Source organism: Ideonella sp. (assembly GCF_036277275.1).
Lineage (GTDB): Bacteria > Pseudomonadota > Gammaproteobacteria > Burkholderiales > Burkholderiaceae_C > Ideonella.
Window position 1 is genome coordinate 45395 of sequence record NZ_DASUNH010000089.1, and the last position, 23210, is coordinate 68604.

General features: G+C 66.9%; 14 protein-coding genes. 4 read left to right on the forward strand and 10 right to left on the reverse strand.

Annotation, left to right across the window (positions count from 1 at the left end):
- Positions 1-8: 8 nt before the first annotated feature.
- From VFY73_RS15660 to VFY73_RS15690, 7 genes are all read right to left on the reverse strand, one after another.
- Complete coding sequence (locus tag VFY73_RS15660; protein ID WP_329720348.1) at positions 9-2984, reverse strand: response regulator; 2976 nt, start codon at positions 2982-2984, stop codon at positions 9-11.
- A 46-nt stretch (positions 2985-3030) separates the two neighbouring features.
- Entirely contained in the window at positions 3031-3525 is a 495-nt protein-coding gene (locus tag VFY73_RS15665) for a DUF2231 domain-containing protein (protein WP_329720350.1), read from the reverse strand.
- A gap of 318 nt (positions 3526-3843) precedes the next feature.
- Positions 3844-5544, reverse strand: a complete 1701-nt coding sequence (locus VFY73_RS15670) for a glycoside hydrolase family 9 protein (protein WP_329720352.1) — start codon at positions 5542-5544, stop codon at positions 3844-3846.
- Complete coding sequence (locus VFY73_RS15675; RefSeq protein WP_329720354.1) at positions 5541-6665, reverse strand: ABC transporter ATP-binding protein; 1125 nt, start codon at positions 6663-6665, stop codon at positions 5541-5543. Before VFY73_RS15675 ends, VFY73_RS15670 begins: the two co-directional genes overlap by 4 nt.
- A 6-nt stretch (positions 6666-6671) precedes the next feature.
- Positions 6672-7514: a carbohydrate ABC transporter permease gene (locus VFY73_RS15680; protein ID WP_329720356.1), complete on the reverse strand. Its 843-nt coding sequence runs from the start codon at positions 7512-7514 to the stop codon at positions 6672-6674.
- Positions 7504-8409: a sugar ABC transporter permease gene (locus tag VFY73_RS15685; protein WP_329720358.1), complete on the reverse strand. Its 906-nt coding sequence runs from the start codon at positions 8407-8409 to the stop codon at positions 7504-7506. Before VFY73_RS15685 ends, VFY73_RS15680 begins: the two co-directional genes overlap by 11 nt.
- A gap of 256 nt (positions 8410-8665) precedes the next feature.
- A complete protein-coding gene (locus VFY73_RS15690) occupies positions 8666-9991 on the reverse strand; it encodes an extracellular solute-binding protein (RefSeq protein WP_329720360.1) in 1326 nt (441 codons plus the stop codon).
- A 169-nt stretch (positions 9992-10160) separates the two neighbouring features.
- Between VFY73_RS15690 and VFY73_RS15695 the strand changes: the two genes are divergently transcribed.
- The 3 genes from VFY73_RS15695 to VFY73_RS15705 are packed head-to-tail and all read left to right on the forward strand — an operon-like array spanning position 10161 to position 15430.
- The gene (locus VFY73_RS15695; protein ID WP_329720362.1) at positions 10161-12950 is read left to right on the forward strand and encodes a TonB-dependent receptor; all 2790 of its coding nucleotides are present in this window, start codon (positions 10161-10163) and stop codon (positions 12948-12950) included.
- On the forward strand, positions 12947-14191 hold the full coding sequence (locus VFY73_RS15700) for a DUF5009 domain-containing protein (protein ID WP_329720364.1): 1245 nt from the start codon (positions 12947-12949) through the stop codon (positions 14189-14191). The genes VFY73_RS15695 and VFY73_RS15700 overlap by 4 nt, the downstream gene beginning before the upstream one ends.
- Before the next feature lie 18 nt (positions 14192-14209).
- The gene (locus tag VFY73_RS15705) at positions 14210-15430 is read left to right on the forward strand and encodes a glycosyl hydrolase family 8 (protein WP_329720366.1); all 1221 of its coding nucleotides are present in this window, start codon (positions 14210-14212) and stop codon (positions 15428-15430) included.
- Positions 15431-15630: 200 nt separating this feature from the next.
- Here the strand turns inward: VFY73_RS15705 and VFY73_RS15710 are convergent, their stop codons facing one another.
- From VFY73_RS15710 to VFY73_RS15720, 3 genes are all read right to left on the reverse strand, one after another.
- Entirely contained in the window at positions 15631-16386 is a 756-nt protein-coding gene (locus tag VFY73_RS15710; RefSeq protein WP_329720368.1) for a GntR family transcriptional regulator, read from the reverse strand.
- 106 nt (positions 16387-16492) lie between these two features.
- Entirely contained in the window at positions 16493-17176 is a 684-nt protein-coding gene (locus tag VFY73_RS15715) for a DUF6445 family protein (protein ID WP_329720370.1), read from the reverse strand.
- Between the two features lie 111 nt (positions 17177-17287).
- Positions 17288-19924, reverse strand: coding sequence for a TonB-dependent receptor (locus VFY73_RS15720; RefSeq protein WP_329720372.1), 2637 nt, complete (start codon positions 19922-19924; stop codon positions 17288-17290).
- 559 nt (positions 19925-20483) lie between these two features.
- Between VFY73_RS15720 and VFY73_RS15725 the strand changes: the two genes are divergently transcribed.
- The gene (locus VFY73_RS15725) at positions 20484-23159 is read left to right on the forward strand and encodes a TonB-dependent receptor (RefSeq protein WP_329720374.1); all 2676 of its coding nucleotides are present in this window, start codon (positions 20484-20486) and stop codon (positions 23157-23159) included.
- Positions 23160-23210 lie beyond the last annotated feature (51 nt).

Genomic DNA, 23210 nt, shown 5'->3' on the forward strand with positions numbered 1-23210 from the left:
CGTGCGCGTCAGGCGGTGGCCAGCCCGGCCGCCGCGGACACGCGCGGCGCCACGTTGTCCAGCACGCTGAAAGCCTTCTCCAATGCCGCATGCAGCCGCGCCGCCGCCGCGGCCTGGGCGCTGTCCGGCCCGGGCTGCCGATGCGACAGCTCGTGCGCCAGCTCGTGCACCTCGGCCAGCCCGAGCATGCCGGCCGAGCCGGCCAGGCCGTGCGCCAGGCTGGCCAGCGTGGCCCAGTCGGCGGATCGCCTGAGTTCGTCGATCCGTTGCAGGTCGCCCTGGTGGTGCGAGACGAAGGCCTGCAACAGCTTGCGGTACATGCGTGTGTCGCCGGCCAGACGCTCCAGCGCCTGCGGCACCGCGAAACCAGGCAACAGTTGGTCCAGCGCACTGGCTTCGCTGGCGACGCTGGATTCGACCGCTGCCGACTGCACGCTGCCTTGCGTCGGCGCGATGCGTGAGAGCAAGGTCTCGACCAGCTCGCGCGCATCGATGGGCTTGGCCACATGGCCGTCCATGCCGGCGGCCAGGCAATCCTGACGGTCTTGCACCAAGGCCGATGCGGTCATCGCGACGATCGGCAACGCCTGCCCCTGCGGCAGCGAGCGGATGAGGCGCGTGGCCTGCAGGCCGTCCATCTCCGGCATCTGCACATCCATCAGCACGAGGTCGTAGGGCTGGCCCTTGACGCAGTCGACCGCCTCGATGCCGTTGTTGGCCACCGTCACCTTCATGCCGGCCTTGGCCAGGAACTCGGCCGCCACCTGCTGGTTGATGGCGTTGTCTTCGACCAGCAGCACCCGCGCGCCGTGGATCGGCCGCGTCGCCTCGGCGAAGTCGAAGCGGCGCCGCGCGGCTGGCGTCGCCTGCACGCGACCACCGCTGCGGCTTTGCAGCAAGACCACCGCGTCGAACAGGCGCGACGGCGTGATCGGCTTGGTCAGCACCATGTCCGCCGGCACGGCGCCGGCCAGCTCGAGCACCCGCTCGTGGGCCGACACGGCAACCAGCATCACGATCGCCAGCGGCCGGCCGCGCGCCGGATGGGCCTGTCGGCGCAAGGCCGCCGCCAGCCCACCGCCTTCTGCGAGGTCGGGCGTCTTCTCGTCCAGCAGCACCAGGTCGAACGGGGCGCCGCGCTCGTCGGCCAGGCGCAGCTCGGCCAGCGCCTCGCCGCCGGTCGCGGCGCCGCCGACTTCGAAGCCCCAGGCCTGCAGCTGCTGCGTCAGGATCTGCGCCGAGGTGTCTTGCGGGTCCACCACCAGCGCGCGCATGAAGTGGATGCGGTGCAGATCCAGCCGGCGGCGCTGTGTCGACGCGACCGCGAAGCGCGCGGTGAACGCGAACACGCTGCCGTGGCCGGGCACGCTGGTCACGCCGATGCGCCCGCCCATCAACTCGACCAGCCGACGGCAGATCGCCAAGCCCAGGCCGGTGCCACCGAAGCGGCGGGTGGTGGCCTTCTCGGCCTGCGTGAAGGGCTGGAACAGCCGCGCCGCTTGTTCGCCCGACATGCCGATGCCGGTGTCGCGAACCTCGAAGCGCAGCATCACGGTCGGCGCTGCCGGCTCCGTGCCAGGGGCCGTTTGCGCACCGCTGGAAGTGGGCTGCGGCGTGGCATCGACCGCGACGACGATCTCGCCGCGTGGCGTGAACTTGATCGCATTGCCGACCAGGTTGCTCAGCACCTGGCCCAGCCGCATCGCGTCGCCCGTCAGGGCCGACGGCACGCTGGGGTCGATCTCGAAATACAGACCGAGGCCGGCTTCTTCGGCTCGCGCGGCGAACAGGCTGCCGACCTGGTCGACCACCTCCTCGGGGTTGAACTCCTCTTGCTCCAGCGTCAGCTTGCCGGCCTCGATCTTCGAGTAGTCGAGGATGTCGTCGAGCAAGCGCATCAGCGCTCGCGACGAAGCATGCACCTTGGTCAGGTAGTCGCGCTGGCGCTCGCTCAGCTCGGTGTCGAGCGCCAGGTGCGTCAGGCCGATGATGGCGTTCATCGGCGTGCGAATCTCGTGGCTCATGTTGGCCAGGAACAAGCCCTTCGCCCGCTCGGCTTCGAGCGCCTCGTCGCGTGCGCTGGCCAGCGCTTCGCCCTGCTCGTGCTCTTGCCGGTGCATCGCGACCAACCGGCCGTACAGGTGCGCGTTCTCGGCCAACAGTTCGGCCAGCACGTAGCTGGCCGCCAGCAGACCATACAGGCGGCCGCTGTAAAAGCCCAGGTCGTAGCGGCCGGCGTTGAGCATGGCCGACAGCGCGATGTCGAAGGTCCACGCGAACATCACGACCACCAGCCACAGATCCAGCACCGTCTTGTCGTGCCGGCGCAGCAGCAGCACCACCGCCAGCGCGTTGATCAGCCAGACGCTGCCCACCACCGTGGTCATCGCCGGGGTGTAGCGGTGGCCGACCATGATCGGCGGCAACCAGGCGACACCGGCGGTGGCCAGCAGCGTCAGCACGCCCACGACCGCCAGCACCGTCAGCGCGCCCCACCCGGCCCAGCGGCGCGACTGTGCCGCCGACACCCGCGCCCCGCCCTGCCCGCGGCACGCGTAGGCGAACACACACAGCGGGAAGCCGGCGTGCCAGAACATGTACAACCAGGCGGTGGTCTGCGGGCCGGCACCGAGCCAACCGCCCGCTGCAAACAAGCCAGGAAAGCTCAGCGCGTGCACGCTCGCCATCAGGGCCGAGAACAGGTAGGCCGCGGCCAGCAGGCCGAGTGCCGGCCGGCCCAGGATGCGGAACTGGCCCAGCAGCAGATAAGCCGTGATCAGGTCGCAGACCACCAGCGCCGACTGGTACAGCGGGATGAACGCCGTCATTTGCGGCAATGCCGTCCGAGCCCAAGGTGCCAGTCCGCAGAACAGCAGCGCCGACATGAGCACCGCGACCAGCGCCCGGCGGCGCACCGGCCGGCGGGCCGGTGCGGTGGCCACGAACAACCCGCTGCTGTCGGCAGCCGAGGCAGGCAGCGTCATGCAGAGGGCGAGGCGTCAATCGGCCGCAGTTGGCGGCGCGCGGTCTTCAATGCGCAGAGGGTGGCTCGGCGGGACCGGCCAGCGAGTTGCGTGCGTTGAGGTTGGCGTGCGGCGACACGCCGACGCCCAGCCGATCCACCAGCTCACCACCCAGCCAAGCGGTGACCAGCGCGATGCCGGCACCACAGAACGACAGGACATAGGCCACCGCCGCCGCCTGGGCAGGCGCATCCAGGCGCAGCCACCAGCTGCCGGCAAACAGCAACAGCACCAGCACATTGCCGCCGCCGTGCATCGCGCCAACGGCCTTGGCGCGCGTGCCGCGCGGAATGGCGAGCCAGTCGATGAAGCCCCACGGCGCTGCGAGCAAACCGCCGACCAGGCCGGCCGCGATGAGGGCATGGGCCACGGTTGCCGCCGAAGCGCTGTCGCCAAGCAGGTGGATCAGATCGAACACCACCGAAGTCGCCAGCAGACCGAGTGGGAACACGATCAGCATCTGGTGCAGCGGATGCCCGAACAACTTGACTCTGCTCTCCATGGCCAGCCTCGCGAGACAGCAATGCCGTGAAGCAGCAATCGACGTTCCCGGTCAGTGGGGCTGCGTTGTCATTTCTCACGCAGCGGCCGTCGGTCGGGCGGGCCAGTGCCCGCGCGGGCAGGGGATACAGCGCGACCCTGGCTCGAACCGGTCGAGGCCGTCGCCTCAGCCGGCCCGCAGGTTGCTTCTTCGGTTTGACGTTCCGCATCGCGTCGAACACTGCACTGGGAAATCCACCTGGGCACGGCCGACTGCAAACGTGGGGTGTGGCCGGCGAGCCACGGCGCGGCAACCGCCACGCCGCGCGCTGCGGTTGGCCTATGACTGTGCAAACGCCAGCGCCAACATCAGCCACGCCCCGTGCGGCAGCCACTGCTCGCTCCAGCGCCACGAGTGCATCGGGTCGGTCTGCGCCGGCAGGCGGAAGTCGATGTCATCTTCATCGTCCAGGCCGGCGGTGATGCCGTTGCAGACGCCGCCGGGGGCGTTCCAGTACTTCGGCTCGTAGCGCGGTGCGGGGCCATGGCCGGCACCTTGCACCATGCAGGTGTCGAAGGGGTTGCGGCCGAAGATCCAGTCGAGCGTCGCGTCGGCATAGGCCTGCAGCGGGTCTTCGCCGCCTGCGCCCAGGTGCGGGCGGGCCCACAGCACGGCCGCGGCCAATGACGCCAGGCGAGCGTTTTCGCCTTGCCACCAATAGCCGCTGTCGTTGGTGTGCGGCATGAAGAACTGGGCGCGGCCCGGCTGGGCCGGCGTCTTCACATACTGGCGGGGCAGGTGGAAGGGGTTGCTTTCGCCGCCGCTGGTCGTGATGTGCAACTCCCACTGCAGCCCACGGCGCAGCGCGGCGCGCACCCCATCGGCATCGACGACGCCCGCGCAGGCTTCGAGCGTGCGCAACAGGGCTACGTACGGCAGCCCGGCCTCGGCCGCGTGGGTGTAGCTGCGGGTCTTCGCGTCATCGGCCCAGAACCAGCCGTCGGCATGCTGGCGGCTGAGCAGGCGCTCGGCACGATGCTGCACCGCCCCCGCGTAGGCGGCCTGGCCATCGGTGGCGGCACACAGCTCGGTCGCGGCCAGCAATGCGCAGTAGTCGTCGATGATGTTCTCGCGCCCGTCCGGCAGGTAGCGGGTGTTGTGCTCGGCCAGGTGGGCGAACGCGCGCTCGGCGGCCGCGAGGTGGCTGGCGCGCGTGAACGCGCCATCGCGCGGCAGCGTGCTCGCGCGGGCCAGTGCGGCAATCGCGCTGCCGGCGCCCTGGCGCAAGCCCGCCTGCCGCGTGGTCAGCAGGTGGCCCTTCTGCGTCTCGTAGGCGCAGAGCTTGCGTTGATCGACGTGCTTGCTCCAGCGGTCGAACACCGTCTGGCAGAAATAGCCGTCGGCGTGCAGCATGCGGTGCAGGAAGTCGGCGCCATGCAGCGCCTCGTCGACCAGCCGATCGTCCATCCAGATGCCGGGCTCTGCCAGGCGGGCCCGCGTCTCGATCAGGTTCCACACCACCTGCGGCGTCTGCTGCGGGTTCAGGAAGTTCGCGTACGACAGGTGCGTCAGGTACTTGCTCGCATCGCCCGACGCGTCGTACCAGCCACCGTGCACGTCCATCCGTTCTGCGGGCCCACCCTCTTCAAGGTGGACGGGGCATTCACGGTCGGCCGCGTCGAAGACACCACCGCAGCGCTGCGACTTGATGTAGTGCAGCAGGTCGGAGACGTGCTGGCCGTCGTACAGGCGCTCGCTGATCGCAAACGGCTGCGATTGCAGCGGCGGGTTCGCACCCGGCACCGCGACGATGTAGCGGCCCGGCGTCTGCAGTGCGCCGAACTCGGCAGCCCAGTACTGCCAGTCTCGCCAGCGCTGCACCGGGCCCAGTGGCTCCCAGCGCCCTTCGAGCACGATGCGCCGCTCGTCAGCTTCATAAACGATGAAGCGGTCGCCAGGCGGCGCGCTGCTGGCCTGCAGCAATACGCGCTTGCTCGACGCGGCGGCGCGGTAGCCGAGGTGGTTGTGCAGGATCTTCATAGTGCCCCATCTTCGCTGGTGCGCGGCAAGGCGCGTCCGGCGGCATCGAACAACAGGCCGTGGCCGGCGGTCACTTGCAGCATCACCGCGCTGCCCACAGGCGGCACGTCGAGCGGCGGCCGCTTCAACGCCAGCCGCGTGCCCTCAGGGCCAGCGACCACGTGCAGCAGTTGGTGGTCACCCAGGTACTCGGCCAGCGCCACCCGGGCCGGGATGCGGTTGGCACTGTCGGCCGACTGGGCATCGGCCAATTCCAGGTGTTCAGGGCGAACGCCGACAGTCACCGCATCACCCACCGACAACCGGCGCGCATCGACCGCCACACGCAAGTGCGCGAGGCCAGGCACCTCGACCTCGGCCAGTTCGGCGCCGGCGCGCAGCAGCCGGCCAGGCAGCAGGTTGATCTTCGGCGTACCGAGGAAGCCTGCAACGAACAAGTTGCACGGCGAGCGGTACAGATCCGCCGGTCGACCGACCTGCTGCACGACACCGCCGTCGAACACGGCCATCCGATCAGCCAAAGTCATCGCCTCGACCTGGTCGTGCGTCACGTAGACCATCGTCGCACCCAGCTGGCGGTGCAACGCGGCCAGCTCGACGCGCAGCGTCTGGCGCAGCGCGGCATCGAGGTTGGACAGCGGCTCGTCAAAGAGGAACACCCGTGGCTCGCGCATGATCGCGCGACCGATCGCCACACGCTGGCGCTGCCCACCCGACAACGCGGCCGGCTTGCGCTGCAGCAGCGGCTCGATCTGCAGCAGCCTGGCGGCACGGTTCACGCGCTGTGTCACCTCGGCCTTCCCCATGCCCGCCATGCGCGGCGCGAACGCCAGGTTGTCGTGCACGCTCATGTGCGGGTACAGCGCGTAGCTCTGGAACACCATCGCGACACCGCGCTGGGCCGGTGGCAGCTCGGTCGCACGCTTGTCGCCGATGAAGATCTCGCCGCCGCTGGCTTCTTCCAACCCGGCGATCAGCCGCAGCAGCGTCGACTTGCCCGAGCCCGAAGGCCCGACGAAGACGACGAACTCGCCATCGGCAATGTGCAAGTCGACACCGGCCAGTACCGGCTGACCGGGCTGGAACTGCTTCGCGACACGCTGCAAGGAGACGGAGGCCATGTCAACCTAACCTTTCACCGCACCGGCTGCCAACCCTTTGATGAAGTAGCGCTGACCAGCGAAGAAGACGACCAGCACCGGCAGCGTCGCGACCGCACCGGCGGCCATCATCAGGTCGACCCGGTGCTGGAACTGGTTGATGAACAGGCGAATGCCCACCGGGATCGTCTGCACCTCGGGCGAGCTGGTCAGCACCCAGGCGAAGAACAGCTCGTCCCACGCGAGCAGGAAGACGAAGGTCGCGGTCGCGATCAGGCCGGGTGCGCACAGCGGCAGCACCACCCGCACGAAGGCCCCTAGGCGTGAACAGCCATCGAGGATCGCCGCCTCTTCCAGCTCGCGCGGCACCGAGACGAAGAAGCCGCGCATGATCCAGATGCTGGCCGGGGTGAACAACGCCACGTAGAGAAAGACCAGCCCATGGCGCGTGTCCAGCATCGCCACCCCCCACTCGTCGCCGATGTGGCGGTACAGCATGTACAGCGGCAGGAAGAACAGCATGCCGGGCACGACCTGCGTCGCGGTGATCGACATCGACACGGCCTTCTCGCCACGGAAGCGAAAGCGCGCCAGCGCGTAGGCCGCGCAGGCGGCGAACGCGGTGGAGACCAGCGTCGCCGCACCGCAGACCAGCAGGCTGTTGGCGAAGTAGTTGAAGAAATCGACCTGCAGCCACAGGTCGACGTAGTTGCGCCAGCGCAGGCCTTCGCTCGGTTCCCCATCCAGCGCCAGCTCGGCGGGCAGGTGCAGCGAAGACCACAGCAGCCAGATGATCGGTGCCAGCATCAATGCAACGACCGCCCAGGTCAACGCGTCCAGCGCTCGGGCACCGAGCCACTTAGATTTCATGGCTCACCAGGCTGCGCCGGAACGCACGCATCCACACCGCGACGAAAGTCAGCATCACCGCCATCAGCACGAACGACACCGCCGCGCCTTGGCCAAAGAGCCAGTAGCTGAACGACTGCCGCGTCAGCAGCGGCATCAGCAGGTCGGCCCATTCGCCCGGGTGGCCGGCACCCTGGCCGAACATCATCGAGACGATGTTGTACGAGTAGACGTTGTCGATCACCTGGAACAGCGCCTGGATCGCGATCACCGGTTTCAGCAGCGGCAGCGTGATGTGGACGAAGCGTTGCCAACGGCTGACACCGTCCAGCTCCGCCGCCTCATACGGCTCGGTCGGCAAGGCCTGCAGCGCGGCCAGGAAGATCAACATCAGCAGCGGCGCGTTGCGCCAGACGGTGGGGATGACGATGGCCCAGAAGCTGTTGCTGCCCAGGAGCCAGAACGGCCGCTCGTCCAGAAGGTGCAAGCCGTCGACGAGGATCCTGTTGACCAGCCCGCTGTCGCGCTGGAACAGCTGGCCCCACAACGTGCCGACCACGTAGCTCGGCACGATCCACGGCAACAGCAGCAGCGTGCGGGCGATGTTCTTGCCGGCAAAGTTACGGTTCATCAACAGCGCCAGCCCCAGCCCGATGGCGATCGAAAACGCCGACACCACCAGCGTGAACAGCGCCGTGTTGCGCAGCGCCAGGCCCAGGCCGTGGCGCAGCGGGCTGGCCGGGTCGGTCAGCACGCGGCGGTAGTTGTCCAGCCCGATGAACGGCGCGTCCAGATACTGGCCCAGCGTGTACTGGTTCAGCTTCAGCAGCGACATGTAGAAGCCCTGCACGATCGGCAGCAGGTTGACCGCCGCCATCAGCCCGATCGCGGGCAGCAGCATCAACCAAGGGAACATGGGCCCCCACGGGCCCTTCCGGGCCCGAGGCCTTGCAGGCCGCGCCGAGCCTGAGGCTCGGCCCTTCGCCAGGCACGAACAGTCCTCAGGACTGTTGGTGTCCGAGCAAAGCCCCGAGGGGGCTCGCGCAGCGGACCGGCAGAGCCGGATCCACGCACGCCACTTGATGGGCGGCGGCTCCTGCGGAGCGCCTTGAACCTCGGTTGGCATAGGTACCCAAGCAGGCGTGACCGGGCTGTCCGATTCAGACACGCTTTCAGTTCGATTCGGCCAGCACCTGGTCGGCTTCGAGCGCGGTGGCATCCAGCGCCTGCTTGACCGCCAACGGGCTGTACTTGCCGCGCACGCCGGCGACCATGTCGAACATGTTGCCCAGGTTCTTCAGGTACACCGATTCGAGCGGGCCCCAACCCGCCACCGATGGGTAGTGGCGACCGTTGCGCACCTGCGCCAGGAACTCGGCGTAGTGCGGGTCGGCGGTCAACACCGGGTCGTGGGCCGCGTCCAGGCGCGCCGGCAGCATGCCCGACATCTGGCTGAACTGCACCTGCGCGTCGCGGCTGGTCAGGAAGGCGGCGAGCTTCCATGCATCGGCCTTGTGCTTGGATGACTTCATCACCGCCAGGTTCGAACCCGAGAAGAAGGTCTGACTGCCCTTCAGGCCCGCCGGGTACGGGGCGATGCCGAAGTTGCGCGCCGCCAGGCTTTCGAGCTGGCCGCCCTTGGCCTTGGGCGTCTTCATCTGCTTCAGGATCCACGGCCCCGAGAAGATCACCGCGTACTGGCCGTTGAAGAAGCCGTTCTCGATCTGGCCCGAGTCTTTCTCCAGCGCACTGGAAGGCACCAGGCCTTCAGCGGCGAAGCTGGTGTAGTAGACGGTCGCCTGCACGGCCTCCGTCGAGTTGATGGTCGAGCGCTTGCGGTCGTTGCCGAGGAAGTCGCCGCCGGCGTTCCAGATCCACGGCGCCATGTTGTGCACCACGTTCCAGTCGTTCTTGCCGGGGTAGCCGAGTGCGGCGATCTTCTTGCCGTTCAGCTCGGTGCCGTTGACCTTCTGCATCGCCTGCTTGAAGCTGCCCCAGTTGGCAAAAGCGTCACGCGGCTCGATGCCGGCCTTCTTGAACACGTCCGAGCGGTAGTAGGCGGCACGCGCGTCGGCGTACCAGGGCACGGCATAGACGTTGGCGTCGCCGTGCCGGTGCGTCGTGCCCCACATCACCGGAAAGAACGCGGCCGGGCCGCCGACCTCCTTCTGCTGTGCGTCGGTCAGCGGCACCAGCGCGCCCATCGACGAAATCGCCGCGACCCAGGTGCTGCCCAGCTCGATCACATCCGGGCCCTGGCCCGACGCGGCAGCGGCGGTGATCTTGGCCCAGGCCGATTCCCAGTTCAGCACCGTCACGTTGACGCGCAGGTTGGGCTGCTTGACCAGGTAGGGCTTGAGCAGCTCGCGCATGTCCTGCTGCTGCTGCTCGGTGGTCGACATGACCCACAGGTTCAGCTCAGTGGCCTGGGCGGCGGCCTGGACGGAGCCCATGGCCAGGGTGGCGGCGGTCAGACCGCGAAACAGGGAAGACAGCATCGGGACTCTCGATTTCACGGCCTTCATTTCAGGCGATGGCGTCCGGGTGCACAAGACAGAGATTTACCTCCGGGTCTTGGTAAAACTACCCGGACGGCGAAGTACATCCCAGAATGGCCCGCGACGTCGGGTGACGCTCCAATGGCGGCGTTGTCGATGAGGAGTACGCATGAGATTGGCCTCCAGTCCCCTGACCCCGCTGGCCGCCGCCGCTGCCCTGGCCCTGGCCAGCGGTTGCCTGCCGGCCTTCGCCCAACCGTCCAATACGCCGGACGGCCAGCCCGCCCCGACCGGGCCGGCCAGGCAGAACATGGCCAGCGAGCCTCCGGTCGAGCGGGTCGAGGTGACGGGCATCCGCGCCTCGCGCGAGCAGTCGCTGGCACACAAGCGCAATGCCGATGCGATCGTCGAGGTCATCACCGCCGAAGACCTGGGCAAGCTGCCGGACAAGAACGTCGCCGACGCGATCCAGCGCATCCCGGGCGTCAACATCAGCTCGATGGCGGGTGGCGAAGGCGGCTTCTCCGAGAACGACCGCGTCAGCATCCGCGGCACCAGCCCCAGCCTGACCCAGACCCTGATCAACGGCCACGTGGTCGGCACCGGCGACTGGTTCGTGCTGAGCCAGACCGAGGCAATGGGGCGCAGCGTGAGCTATTCGCTGCTGCCGTCCGAGATTGTCAGCAAGGTCACCGTCTACAAGAGCGCGCAGGCCGACCTGCCTGAAGGCGGCACCGTGGGTTCGGTCGACATCGAGACCCGCCGGCCGCTCGGCTTCACCAAGCCGTTCACGGCCGAGATCAACGCGCAGGCGTTCTACGCCGATTTGCCGCGCAAGTCCGCGCCGCAGATCAGCGCGCTGTTCAACTGGAAGAACAACGCGAACGACTTCGGCGCAACCCTTCAGTTGTTCTCGGAAACCCGCCACGAGCGGCGCGACGCGCAGGAGTTCCTGGGCTACGGCCAGATCCCGGCGCAGTTGAACGTGCTGAACGACGACGGTGAACCGGTGCTGGACAACAACGGCAATCCGGTGATGCGGCCCAACCCGGTCGTCGCAGCCCACCCGGAACTGGCGGACGTGTTCTACCCGCTGCTGATCAACCACAACCTGTTCACGCAGAAGCGCGTTCGCCAGGGCGGGCTGTTCGATGTCGAGTGGAAGGCCAGCCAGGCCCTGACCCTCGACGTGAACGGCTTCTTCTCGCACATGGATGCGACGAACTACGACCACAGCTACCTGGCCAGCGTCGAGAGCCTGCTGACCAGCGAAGACATTCCGATCAACCCGGTGGTGCGCAACAACACGCTGGTTTCGGCCGAGTTCGCCAATGTGCACAACGTGCCGGTCGGCTTCACCGACAGCATGTACCGCCCCGGCGCGGCCAGTGAGAGCTGGTACCTCGACATGAACGGCAAGTACCGCGCGAGCGACAGCCTGACGCTGTCGGGCAAGGTCGGCCATGCGCGTGGTCTCGGCGATACGCCGGGCGACCTGGGCTACGAGTCGTTTCTGTCCAGCAATGCCGGGTTGAACTACGCGATGAACGGCCTGAAGTCGCCGGCCATCGTGTCCTTCCCGGGCATGGACACCGCCGACTTCAGCCAGTCGTCGCTGTTCGGCATGTGGTATTCGATCGTGCGGGTCCAGGACAAGGAAACCTACGCGCAGGCCGATGCGGAGCTGGCCATCGACCAAGGCATCTGGGACTCGGCAAAGTTCGGCCTGCGTTTCACCGACCACAAGCGCCAACTGCGCTACCCGAACAACGGCGGCTGCGGCTGGGGCGCCGCGACGGTGGAAGAAGGCGCCTGCCCGGCCAACGCCGAGTGGGACGGCACGCTGTACCCGTCGAACTTCGGCCGCGGCTTCGGCGGCGGCGCCAACTTCCTGCGCAACATGTGGCGGCTGCCGCCTGGCACGGTCGAAGCAGCCGTGAAGGCCAACACGACCAAGACGGAGCCTTACTGGCCGGGCGAGTTCACGGTCGGCGAGAAGACCCTGGCCGCCTACGCGATGGCCAACCTGGTGGGCGCGAAGTGGCGGGCCAACGCCGGTGTGCGGCTGGTTCAGACCCGCCAGGCCACCGACTTCAACGTGCCCGAAGGCGAGGCGCCGATCGACTCACCCACCTTCGGCCCCTACACCCCCGTGCACGACGAGCGCAGCTACTTCGACATCCTGCCGAGCGCGAACCTGCGGCTGGACCTGTCGAAGAGCCTCGTCGCGCGCTTGTCCGCCGCCCGCACGATGACGCGGGTCGACTACAGCTCGCTCGCCGGCGCCATCACCAGCAAGGACAACCTGACCCACTCGGGCACCGGCGGCAATGTCGACCTGAAGCCGGTGCGGTCGACCAACCTCGACGCCACGCTGGAATGGTATTTCGCGCCGAAGTCCCTGCTGTCGGCGGCGCTGTTCTACATGGACATGTCGTCCTACGTGGCCTACGGCACGCACACCGTGATGCTGGCCGACTCCAGCAACAACAACGTGATCACGCCGTACGAGATCACGTCGCCCGTCAACGTCAAGGCCCGCAACCACGGGCTCGAGCTGTCCTACCAGCAGCCGCTGTTCGGCAACTTCGGCGTGGTCGTCAACTACACCTACACCGATGGCGAAGACTCGAACGGCGCCGGCCTGGTCGGCTCGTCGAAGGACACCTACAACCTCGAGGGCTACTACGAGAACGACAGCTTCAACGCCCGCCTGGCCTACACCTACCGCTCGGCCTACCTGGTCGGCCTGGACCGCTCGACCACCCAGTACGCCGACGGCGTCGGCTACCTCGCGGCTTCGCTGAACTACAAGGTCAACGACCAGGTGACGATCTCGTTCGACGCACTCAACCTGAACAACCCGACGCTGAAGTACTACGGTGACAACCGCGACCAGCCGCGCGCCTTCTACACGAACGGCCGGCAGTACTTCCTGGGTGTGCGGCTGTCGCTGTGATCGCCACCGCCGCCCTGCCCCGCCCCGCCGTCCTGCCGCGCTTGAACGAGCTGCAGCGCGGCCGGGCGCTGCCGATCGACGCGTTTCGCGGCCTGACTTTTCTGGTGATGGTCTGGGTCAACGAAATGCATGGCGTGACCGGCATCTCGCGCTGGTGGAAACACATGCCGGCCGATGCCGATGCGATGAGCTTCGTCGACGTGGTGTTCCCGGCCTTCCTGTTCATCGTCGGCATGTCGATCCCGTTCGCGATCCACGCGCGCATCGCCAAGGGCGACGGCTGGCTGGCGCTGCAAGGCCATATCGCCTGGCGCGCGCTGGCGCTGATCGTGATGGGCGTGTTCATGGTCAACGCCGAGGAAGGCGTGGTCCACGAGGCCTCGATGGCAGTGCCGATCGAGGCTTGGCTGCTGTTGTTCTACGCCGCGGTGGGGCTGGTCTGGGGCGTGTACCGCGCGCCCAGCCCGGCGATGGACCGTGCGCTGCGCCTGGCCGGGGTCTTGCTGATGGGGTTGCTGGCATGGCTGTACCGGGGCGGTCCGGACGGGCAGCAGGGCCTGACGCCGCAATGGTGGGGCATCCTCGGCCTGATCGGCTGGGCCTACCTGATCGGCTGCGTGCTGTACCAGTTCTCGCGCGGCAGCGTCCCGGTGCTGTGGGGGATGCTGGCGGGCTGCGTGGCCTACTACGCCGGTCATGCCGCGTTGGGCGACCAGGCGACCGGACTGGCCGCCGCGCTGTTGAGCCAGGAAGGCCACGCCGCGCACACCAGCATCGTGTTGGCCGGCGTGATCTGCGCGCTGCTGTACCACGAGCTCGACACGGCCCGCGCGCTGACGCTGGCGCAGCGCCACGCACGCGCGCTGGCGATGACCGCGGCGCTGCTGGCCGCCGGCTTCGCACTGCGGCCGTGGTTCCCGATCTCGAAGATCTACGCCACCCCCAGCTGGTGCCTGCTGAGCGCCGCGGCCTGCGTGGCGGCCTATGCGCTGCTGCAAGCATTGATCGTGCAGGCCGGCGCCACCGGCTGGGTGGCCTGGGTCGAGCCGGCCGCGACCAACCCGCTGGTGACCTACCTGCTGCCCTTCGTCATCGCTGCCGTGATGGGCTGGGCCGGCTGGGGCTGGCCACCGGTGTTGAAGCAAGGCGGCTTCGGCATCGTCTTTTGCGCGTTGTACGCCGCCGCGGTGCTGTGGGCCGTGGCGGGGCTGAACCGCTTGAACGTCCGCCTCAAACTCTAACTTTCGAAGGAGACTGACTTGTTGAACCTCACCCGATTCGCCGCGGCCGGCCTGCTGGCCTGCACCCTGGCCACCGCCTGGGCCGGCAACCGCCCCTTCCCGCAGCACGTCACCTACACCGCCGGCGTCATCAAGCCGAGCCATGTCAGCCAGTCCAGCATGGACTCCGCGGTCAGCAGCCACTACGCCAGCTGGAAGAACGCCTACCTGCGCAGCGACGGCGGCGACGGCAACTGGATCAAGTACGACAACACCAACTCCACCGTCTCCGAGGCGCACGGCTACGGCATGGTGCTCGCGGCATACATGGACGACAAGGCCGTGTTCGACGAGATGCTGCGCTACTTCCGCAACCACCCGACCGACCAGACGCCAGACCTGATGGCCTGGAAGCAGACCCTGCAGAACGGCCAGATGGTCGACGTGGAAGGCACCGACTCGGCCACCGACGGCGACCTCGACATCGCCTACTCGCTGCTGCTGGCCCATGTGCAATGGGGCTCGAACGGCAGCCACGACTACCTGGCCGAAGCGCGCAAGGTGATGGCCGCGATCCTGCAGTACGACGTCAATCCGAGGAAGAACAACCTGACGGTCGGCAGCTGGGTCAGCGGCACCGACCGCAAATACACCCGGCCGTCGGACTTCATGGCCAGCCACATCCTCGCGTTCGCGCGCTGGGACACCGCCAACACGGCACGCTGGAATGCCGTGCACAAGACCATCATCAAGGCGGTCAACCAACAGTTCAACAACGGCAGCCAGGCCACCGGCCTCGTGCCCGACTTCATGGTCGCCAAGGACGGGCTGTGGCAGCCTGTGCCCGGCAAGTGGCTGGAGACCCAGCACGACGGCGACTACAGCTACAACGCCTGCCGCACGCCGTGGCGGCTCGCGATGTCCTACATCGTCGACGGCCACACGGGCCTGCTGGCCTCACAGCAGAAGACGGCGAGCTGGATCCGTGCGAAGACCAACGGCGTGCCGACCAACATCGATGCCGGCTACTACGTGCTGAACGGCCCCAACGGCGACTCTTTCCGCACCTACGACGACCTGCCGTTCACCGCACCGATGGCGGTCAACGCGATGCTCGGTGGCGCGGCCGCGCAGACCTGGCTCAACAGCCTGTGGACCTCGATCAACGGCGGCGACTACGGCGCGGTCAGCGGCTACTACGGCGATGCGATTCGCCTGCAAGTCATGCTCACCGTATCCGGAAACTGGTGGAGACCTTGAGCCCCACGCCCTCTTCCGGGGGCTGCCTTGCAGGCCACGCCGGGCCAGAGGCCCGGCCCCTCGCCAGGCAAAAACAGTCCACAGGAGTGTTCATGTCCGGGCGCGGCCCCCAAGGGGGCTCGCGCAGCGGACCGGCCAAGCCGGATCCGCGCACGCCACTTGAAGACGGCGGGCTCCTGACGGAGCGCCGTGGTCGCGAATCAGTTCGCTGCCAGCTCGGCGATGAAGTCGTAGGTGTCGCCGCGGTAGAAGGACTGTGAGAGTTCGACCGCGCGGCCGTCGCGCAGGTAGCCCAGGCGCTCCACCAGCAGGCCGGCGTCGCCCGGCTGGGCTTGCAGCAGCGCGGCCTGTTCGTCGTTCAGCAGCAGCGCACGCAGGCGTTGCAGCGCGCGCACGGGACGGTGGCCGTTGGCTTCGAGCGCATCGTAGAGGGAGTCCTGCACCGCCTCGACCGACGGCAGCGCGGTCGCAATCACCGTCGCGTACTCCAACGCCATCGGCGCGTTGTCGGCAAAGCGCAGGCGGTGGAAGCGGTAGACCGTCGAGCCGGGGCTCAGCGCGAGTTTCAGCGCCTCTTCGGGCGACACGGTGCCGGTCGTGCGCTTGAGCCATTCGCTGCGCGGCGTGCGGCCGCGGGCGCGCATGTCTTCCGAGAACGAGGTCAGCTTGGCGAAGTTCTTGTCGATGCGCGCACTGACGAAGTTGCCGGAGCCTTGGCGACTGACCAGCAGCCCCTCTTCGGCCAGGCCATCGATCGCCTTGCGCACCGTGATGCGCGACACGCCCAGATCCGCCGCCAGTTGGCGTTCGGAGGGCAGCGCATCGTCGGCCGCCAGGTACTGGCTTTCGATCGCCTCGCGCAAGGCGCGCTGAAGCTGCTGGTACAGCGGCTGGCTGGCAGACGCGTCCAGCGCGGAGAGCAATCGCTCGATCAGGGAGGGGGCGGGGCGGTTCATGGAGGTGGATTGTCGCCGGCTGGCTTCTCAAGGAACGAAGGGCCGCTTCCGAGTCCTTGACACCCCCATGGAGGTGGGTTGGACGGACACGCCGCCCCGGGGAAGCTCAGAAGTCATAGAAGGTATTCACCGTCAACCGCCCCTGGCCGGGATCGCTGCTCAGGCTGCGGGCGGGGTTGATGCAGGCACTGTGCAAAAGGCTTCCGGGATAGACCACCAGACGGTTGAAGCGTGCGGGCATCATCCCGAGGAAAGTGAACTGCTCGTCCGAGCGGTCGAAGTAGCGAGCGGGCGGGCGACGATGGTTGACTTCCTCGTGATAGGCGTCGAGGTAGCGCTCCCGGTCGTCGGCGGTGATGCGTTGCAACCCGGTGGCGTTGTGGCGGTAGAAGCCAGTGCCGCCATGCGTCTGGTCACACAGGTACAGCAAGGCGGCCATGTAGTGCGGGGTGCTCGCATCGAAGTGCGGCGTGCGCTGCAATGGCCCCAGCGCATCGGGCGCGGTGGTGGTGAGGGAGAAGGCGCTCAGGCCCACCTTGACAGGCAGGTGTTCCGGCACGCCGAAGTTGACCTTGATGAGCGGCTCCAGCAGCGCCGTGATCGACTGCGTATAGGCCGCCGGGGCCGGCGCCCGCAGTCCCGGATAGCCCTTCTGTTCGGCGGGGGACCCGGCCGGCTCGAAGCGGCTGCCGCGGGCCGCCTCGACCAGGGCGTGCGGGTCTTCCAGGAAATCATCGATGAAGACGATGGTCTGGCCGCCGACCTCCACGGACTGGATGTCGCACGGCATGCGGAAGGCGAAGGGGGAACTCATCGTGATCGGTGTCCTGTCTCACAAGTATCACGAAAAAGCCCGGCCAAGGCCGGGCTTTGCTGAACGTGGTGAGAGGCACCCGCGTGTTCAGAACTTGACGCTCAGGCCCACCCGGTACGTGGTCTCGCCCTCGAACGACCAGGTCGGAAACCCGTTCTGCAGCGAGGCGCGCTGAGCGGGCGCGTCGCCGGCGCCGTACTGCACGTCGTCTTCCGCGGTCAGGTTGATCGCCTCCAGCGACAGGCGCAGGTGCTTGTTGATGTTCCAACCCAGGCTCAGATCGAGGCTGCCCATGTCGTCGTGCATGCGGTTGCCGTACCAGCCCGTCTCGCGAACCATGTACTTGGAGCGCCAGCTGTAGGCCAGGCGGGCCGAGTAGACGTCGTTCTCGAAGTAGCCCACCAGGTTCGCCGTGTGACGCGACGACAGCGTGAACAGGTTCAGCTCGTCCTGGTAGCTGGTGGCAGGTGCCTTGGCATTCGCGTAGGTGTAGTTGAGCGCCACGCCGAAGCCGTTGTCGAAAGCATGGTTGCCTTGCAACTCGATGCCGGAGATGTTGCCGCCGCCGGCGTTGATGTAGCGATTGATGGTCCAGTTGTCGAGGCCGGTGTCCGGGCTCACGACGCCCACCTGCTGGTTCAGCGACGTCTGGGTGGTGACGAAGTTGTCGATCTTCTTGTGGAAGACCGACGCAGCCAGCAGGTTGCCGCGACCGTAGTAGTACTCGACGCCGAGGTCGAACTGGGTGGACTTCTGCGGCCTCAGTCCCGGTGACCCGTAGTTGAACGCGTCGTTGCTCGCATTCGTGTCGTCGAAGCCGACCACGGACGTCAGGAACATGTTGTCGAAGTTCGGCCGCGTGATCGCCTTGGCGGCGGCGAAACGCAGTTTCATGCTCCGGTTCAGGTCGTAGACGGCATTCAGGCTGGGCAGTACTTCGCTATAGGACTCGCTCTGCGTCGTCTTGCTCGTGCTCCAGCCGTTGTTCTGGCCGATGTCGGTGGTGGGCGAGCCGTCAAAGAGATAACCGGTGGCCGAGATGTTGGTGCGGATGTAGCGCAGGCCGAAATTGCCGCGCAGCGCGTCCTTCTCGAACTCGAACATGCCATACAGGGCGCTGTTCTTCTCTTCCAGCTTCGCGTAGGCCGAGCGGTCTTCCACCCAGTCGGTGATGTTGGCCGAGGCCAGCGAAAGCATCGCGCCGATGTTCGGGCGAGGCACGGTCCAGCCGCCGACCACGTCAAGCGTGCCGTCGTACAGGCCTGAGGTGTCACCCGGGATGGCTGTGGCCGCATGCACGCCGCGTTCGCCGGTGCGGGTGAACGTGTGCTTGGTCGCGCGTGCGCCGGCCTTGAAGGACGTCAGCGGACCCCATTCGACGTCGACGTCACCGTCCACCTGGAGGAAGTCTTCCTTGTCGGAGTTGGGGCCGCGGCCCGAGGCCCAGGTCTCGGGCGATGAGGTCTCAGGCAGGTTGTCGACGCCGATGCTCTGGTCGGACGACGGGCGGACGATGATCTTGTTGCCGCGCGCGTCAATGGTGCCGGTCCAGTAGGGCAGCGTCGCGCCGGGCGTCCAGCTGCCGTAGGCGAAGTTGGCCGTCTGGTCCGTGCCGCCCTCGGCCTTGGTCGAGCCACCGACCGCCGACAGCTTGAAGCCGTCACCGCGGTAGGAGCCGTCGAGCACCAGGCTGTCGGACGACATCGACGCGGAACGGACCCAGTTCTGCAGGAACACGTTGTCCGTCGCCGGGTTCGCCACGTCGCGCGTGTGCAGCACGCACAGGCCCGATTCGTTGGTCTCGGCGCACGTGCCGGAATTGCCGGTGAAGATGTAGTGGCTGGTGTTGGAGTTGTTGGCGTCCAGGTTCAGGTGCAGGTAGTTCAGGCTGAGGTCGACGCCCTTGGCCGGGCGGGCCTGCAGCGTCACGTTCAAGGCCTGGCGCTCGCGCTCCTGCACGAACGATGTTGGCGCCACGTCGCCGGACCAGCGCATGTCAGCCTCGACACCACGGCGGATGTAGTCACCCTTCTCCCAGGCACCGGCGACCAGCACGCCGAAGGTCTTGGCGTCGTTCTTCCAGCTGTAGAGGCCGGAGACTTCGTGGGTCAGATCGCTGATGGTGCCGATGCTGTGGTGGATGCCGGCGAAGGCGGTGTTGGCGTCGAGGTCCAGCGGCTTGCGCGTCTTGACGATCACGGTGCCGCCGATGCCGCCTTCGGTCAGGTCGGCCTGGGACGACTTGTAGACCTCCAGGCCGCCGATCAGCTCCGAGGGCAGCAGCGAATAGTTGAACGAGCGGTCGATCGCCTTCTGGTCATACCAGCCCGTCGAGGCCACCGTCTGCCCGTTCAGGGTGGTGTAGGTCATCTGCGGGTCCGTACCGCGGATAGACACCGAAGCGCCCTGGCCAAAATCGCGGCCCACCGCCACGCCGGGAATGCGGCCCAGGCTCTCGCCCACGTCGGAGTCCGGCAGCTTGCCCACGTCTTCGGCGGAAACGGCGTCCACCACGGCGGAGGCATTCTTCTTGATGCTCACGGCCGATTCGAGCGAGGCGCGGATGCCCGTGACCACGATCGTGGTGGCTCCCGGCTCAGCCGGATCGGCCGCCGCCGAAGCGGCTGGAGCCGGTGTCTGGGGTTGCTGCGCCTGGGCGGCCAGGGCGGCGCCCATCAGCAAAAGCGCGACGGCTGAAGCGATGGGGGTGGGCTTGCTATTCATGTTCACCTCTCGAGTTGGGCTTCTAGATGCACCGCGGCCGGTGGCGACACGACTTCCCAGGGCGCCCTCGCACCCTGATCGAAGCGGACTGCGCGGGACACTGGCGCAGCAGTCCTTTACGCACGATGCATGCCACTATGATACCAATACATGCCAGTGTGGTACCACCTAGTAGAAACGCTGGTTCCATCCGTAGGGCGACGTGGTCTGGTCCTGGACCCGCCTCAGTGGTATTCAAGTTTGGTCCGCTACTGGTATTGAACCAGGCGTGCCCGGTCGGCCGACCGGTGGGTCTCGACCGAGCCTTGAACCAGACGAAGCTCGCGTCTGGCGGTGATCCCACCACGGCGGACATCGAGGCGTCGGTTGCGTACCAAAAGTCATACCAGATGCACCGGAATGCAGCGCCTGGTGCCCTGGTCAGGGGCAACGCGTGCAGTCCGGCCACGAGACCAGCAGGGTCTAAGGCCTTTCCCCTACTAAAAAGTGGTAGCTAAGTGGCACGCATTGGTCGTACATTGGTACGCATCAGTTGTTCACTACCGCTCTGGAGGGGTCCATGAAAGCTCAGCTCACACCGATCGCCGCGGCGACGGCTTTGTTCCTGCTTCACGCCGCGGCGGCGGCTCAGATGGCAACCCCGCCGGCGGCGGCCAGTGAAGACAAGGTGGAACGCGTCGAGGTGGTCGGTATCCGCGCTTCGCTGCAGAAGTCGCTGCAGGCCAAGCGCGATGCCGATTCGCTGGTCGAGGTGATCACCGCCGAAGACGTGGGCAAGATGCCCGACAAGAATGTGGCCGACTCGCTGCAGCGTGTGCCGGGCGTGTCGACCACCAGCGCCGGCTCCTCCGAAGGCTCGTTCGGCGAGAACGAGCACGTGCAGATGCGCGGCCTGAGCTCGCAGCTGACGCTGACGACACTGAACGGCCACACGGTGTCGACCGGCGACTGGTACGGCCCGAACATTGCTGCCGGTGGCCGCAGCGTCACCTTCACGCTGCTGCCGTCGGACTTGATCGGCCGCGTCGTCGTGCACAAGTCTTCGCAAGCCGACCTGCCCGAAGGCGGCGCTGCCGGCACGGTGGACATCGAGACGCGCCACCCGCTGGACTTCAAGAACACGCTGCATGGCGTGGCCAGCATCGAAGCCGCCTATTCCGACAACGCGAAGAAGACCGATCCGTCGATCAGCGCGCTGCTGAACTGGAAGAACACCGACAACACCTTCGGCATCCTGGGCCAGGTGTTCTCGCAATCCCGCCACCTGCAACGTGCAGGTTCCGAAGGCGTGTGGTGGGACAAGGTCGGCGCCACCTACCCGGTCGAGAACCTGCGCGGCAAGAACATCAGCTTGCTGAGCGGCGCCGTGCTGTTCGAGCAGGAGCGCAAGCGCGAAGGCGGGTACCTCGAGGCGCAGTTCAAGCCCAATGCCAACCTGGACTTCAACCTGTCGGGTTTCTACTCGACGATGGACGCGAAGAACTACAACACCAACTACATGGTCGACCTGATCAACCCGATGTACGGGCCAGGTTGGAATGGAAGTTCCGTGCCGCCCACGGGCACGCCGGTGGTCTCTGGCGACACCATCACCGGCATCTTCTTCGACCGGGACGCGTTCAACGGCCTGCCTACCGGCTCGCAAGGTGCATGGTCGGTGGTGGAAGACGTGGCGGCGCGGCCCGACGCCAAGACCAACTCGCAGTTCGTCAACCTGGACGCGAAGTGGAAGGTCTCCGACGCCCTGACGCTGTCGGGCAAGCTCGGCAACACCAGCGGCGGCGGCAAAACCAAGGACGTCGGCTTCGAAGTGTTCAGCGCCTGGAACAACGGCGCCGGCTATACGCTGAACGATGACGGCATCTTCGTCCTGAACGTGCCGGGCGGCGACACGTTCGTCAAGGGCGGTGCCGGCATCGGTGGCTGGGGCAGCTACAGCGAGACCAACGACAGCGAAACCTACGGTCAGATCGACGCGCTGTGGCGCCTGGACTCCGAGGTCGTGCCGTCGGTCAAGTTTGGCGTGCGCGCCACCCAGCACCGCCGCGAACTGATCCGCATTGGCATGTCGCTGGCCGCCGGCGCGTCTGACGAGTCGCAAATCACCGACGACTGGATCGGCAACTACTCGAAGGATTGGTATGGCAACCTGCCGACCAACCCGACGCCGGGCTTCGCGCCCTGGAAGATCAAGAACGAGTATGTCGCCGCGTGGGTGGCCAAGTACGCCACCTTCGTGAACCACGCGACGCAGCAGGAGTTCGACATCCGGGAGAACGTCAACGCGGCCTATGCGATGGCCAACCTGACGTTCGGCGACAACATCACCGGCAATGCCGGCGTGCGCGTCGTGAACACCAAGGAAGATATCGAGGCCTTCTTGCCGGGCGGTGCACCGAACTACAAGAAGACCTTCAACGACGTCCTGCCCAGCTTGAACCTGCGCGTGGATCTGGCGAAGAACCTGGTCGGCCGATTCGCCGCGAACCGCGCCCTGTCACGCCCTGACTTCGGCCAACTTGCCGGCAACGACCTGCGCGACATCCAGCACACCGGCGTCGGCAGCAACCCGTACCTGTCGCCGATCCGCAGCAACAACTTCGACGCGTCGATCGAGTGGTACTTCGGCCCGAAGTCGGCGGTGTCGGCAGCGGTGTTCGCCAGCAAGCTCGACGGCGTGATCGCCTACGGCCACTCGATGCTGCCGTACGCCAACCAGTCGAACGGCGGCGCGATCGAGCTGTACGACGTGTCGTCGCCGGTCAACACCAAAGGCCGGATCATGGGCTTCGAGGCAATGTTCCAGCATGCGCTGGGCATGGGCTTTGGTATCGACCTGAACTACACCTACTCCGACGGCAAGCAGACCCGCAAGCTGGCCACTGGCACCTGCAACGGCTCTGACACCGAAGACTGCTCGCTGTACGGCACCTCGAAGGACGTCTACAACATCGGCGGGTACTACGAGAACGACGCCGTCAGCGTGCGCCTGGCCTACAGCCACCGCTCGACCTACAAGCTCGGCAACCGCGGCGGTCGCGACTACTTCCAGGACGGCAACGGCCAACTGAACCTGGCCGCCAGCTACAACATCAACGACTGGGCCACGCTGACCTTCGAAGCACAGAACCTGCTCGACCCGCTTCTGACCACCTACGTCGGCGACTCGTCGCAGATCAACGGCGTCTACAAGGCCGGTCGCATGTACTTCGCCGGCATGCGCATGAAGTTCTGACCTGTCTCATAGGGGGACACTCCTCGCTCGGTTCTGAGTGCCGGGCAATTT

What these genes read in the sequence shown, in the direction of transcription:
- VFY73_RS15660 (WP_329720348.1), bottom strand. Translation starts at nt 2,984, where the DNA reads ATGACGCTGCCTGCCTCGGCTGCCGACAGCAGCGGGTTGTTCGTGGCC.
- VFY73_RS15665 (WP_329720350.1), bottom strand. Translation starts at nt 3,525, where the DNA reads ATGGAGAGCAGAGTCAAGTTGTTCGGGCATCCGCTGCACCAGATGCTG.
- VFY73_RS15670 (WP_329720352.1), bottom strand. Translation starts at nt 5,544, where the DNA reads ATGAAGATCCTGCACAACCACCTCGGCTACCGCGCCGCCGCGTCGAGC.
- VFY73_RS15675 (WP_329720354.1), bottom strand. Translation starts at nt 6,665, where the DNA reads ATGGCCTCCGTCTCCTTGCAGCGTGTCGCGAAGCAGTTCCAGCCCGGT.
- VFY73_RS15680 (WP_329720356.1), bottom strand. Translation starts at nt 7,514, where the DNA reads ATGAAATCTAAGTGGCTCGGTGCCCGAGCGCTGGACGCGTTGACCTGG.
- VFY73_RS15685 (WP_329720358.1), bottom strand. Translation starts at nt 8,409, where the DNA reads ATGTTCCCTTGGTTGATGCTGCTGCCCGCGATCGGGCTGATGGCGGCG.
- VFY73_RS15690 (WP_329720360.1), bottom strand. Translation starts at nt 9,991, where the DNA reads ATGCTGTCTTCCCTGTTTCGCGGTCTGACCGCCGCCACCCTGGCCATG.
- VFY73_RS15695 (WP_329720362.1), top strand. Translation starts at nt 10,161, where the DNA reads ATGAGATTGGCCTCCAGTCCCCTGACCCCGCTGGCCGCCGCCGCTGCC.
- VFY73_RS15710 (WP_329720368.1), bottom strand. Translation starts at nt 16,386, where the DNA reads ATGAACCGCCCCGCCCCCTCCCTGATCGAGCGATTGCTCTCCGCGCTG.
- VFY73_RS15715 (WP_329720370.1), bottom strand. Translation starts at nt 17,176, where the DNA reads ATGCCGTGCGACATCCAGTCCGTGGAGGTCGGCGGCCAGACCATCGTC.
- VFY73_RS15720 (WP_329720372.1), bottom strand. Translation starts at nt 19,924, where the DNA reads ATGAATAGCAAGCCCACCCCCATCGCTTCAGCCGTCGCGCTTTTGCTG.
- VFY73_RS15725 (WP_329720374.1), top strand. Translation starts at nt 20,484, where the DNA reads ATGAAAGCTCAGCTCACACCGATCGCCGCGGCGACGGCTTTGTTCCTG.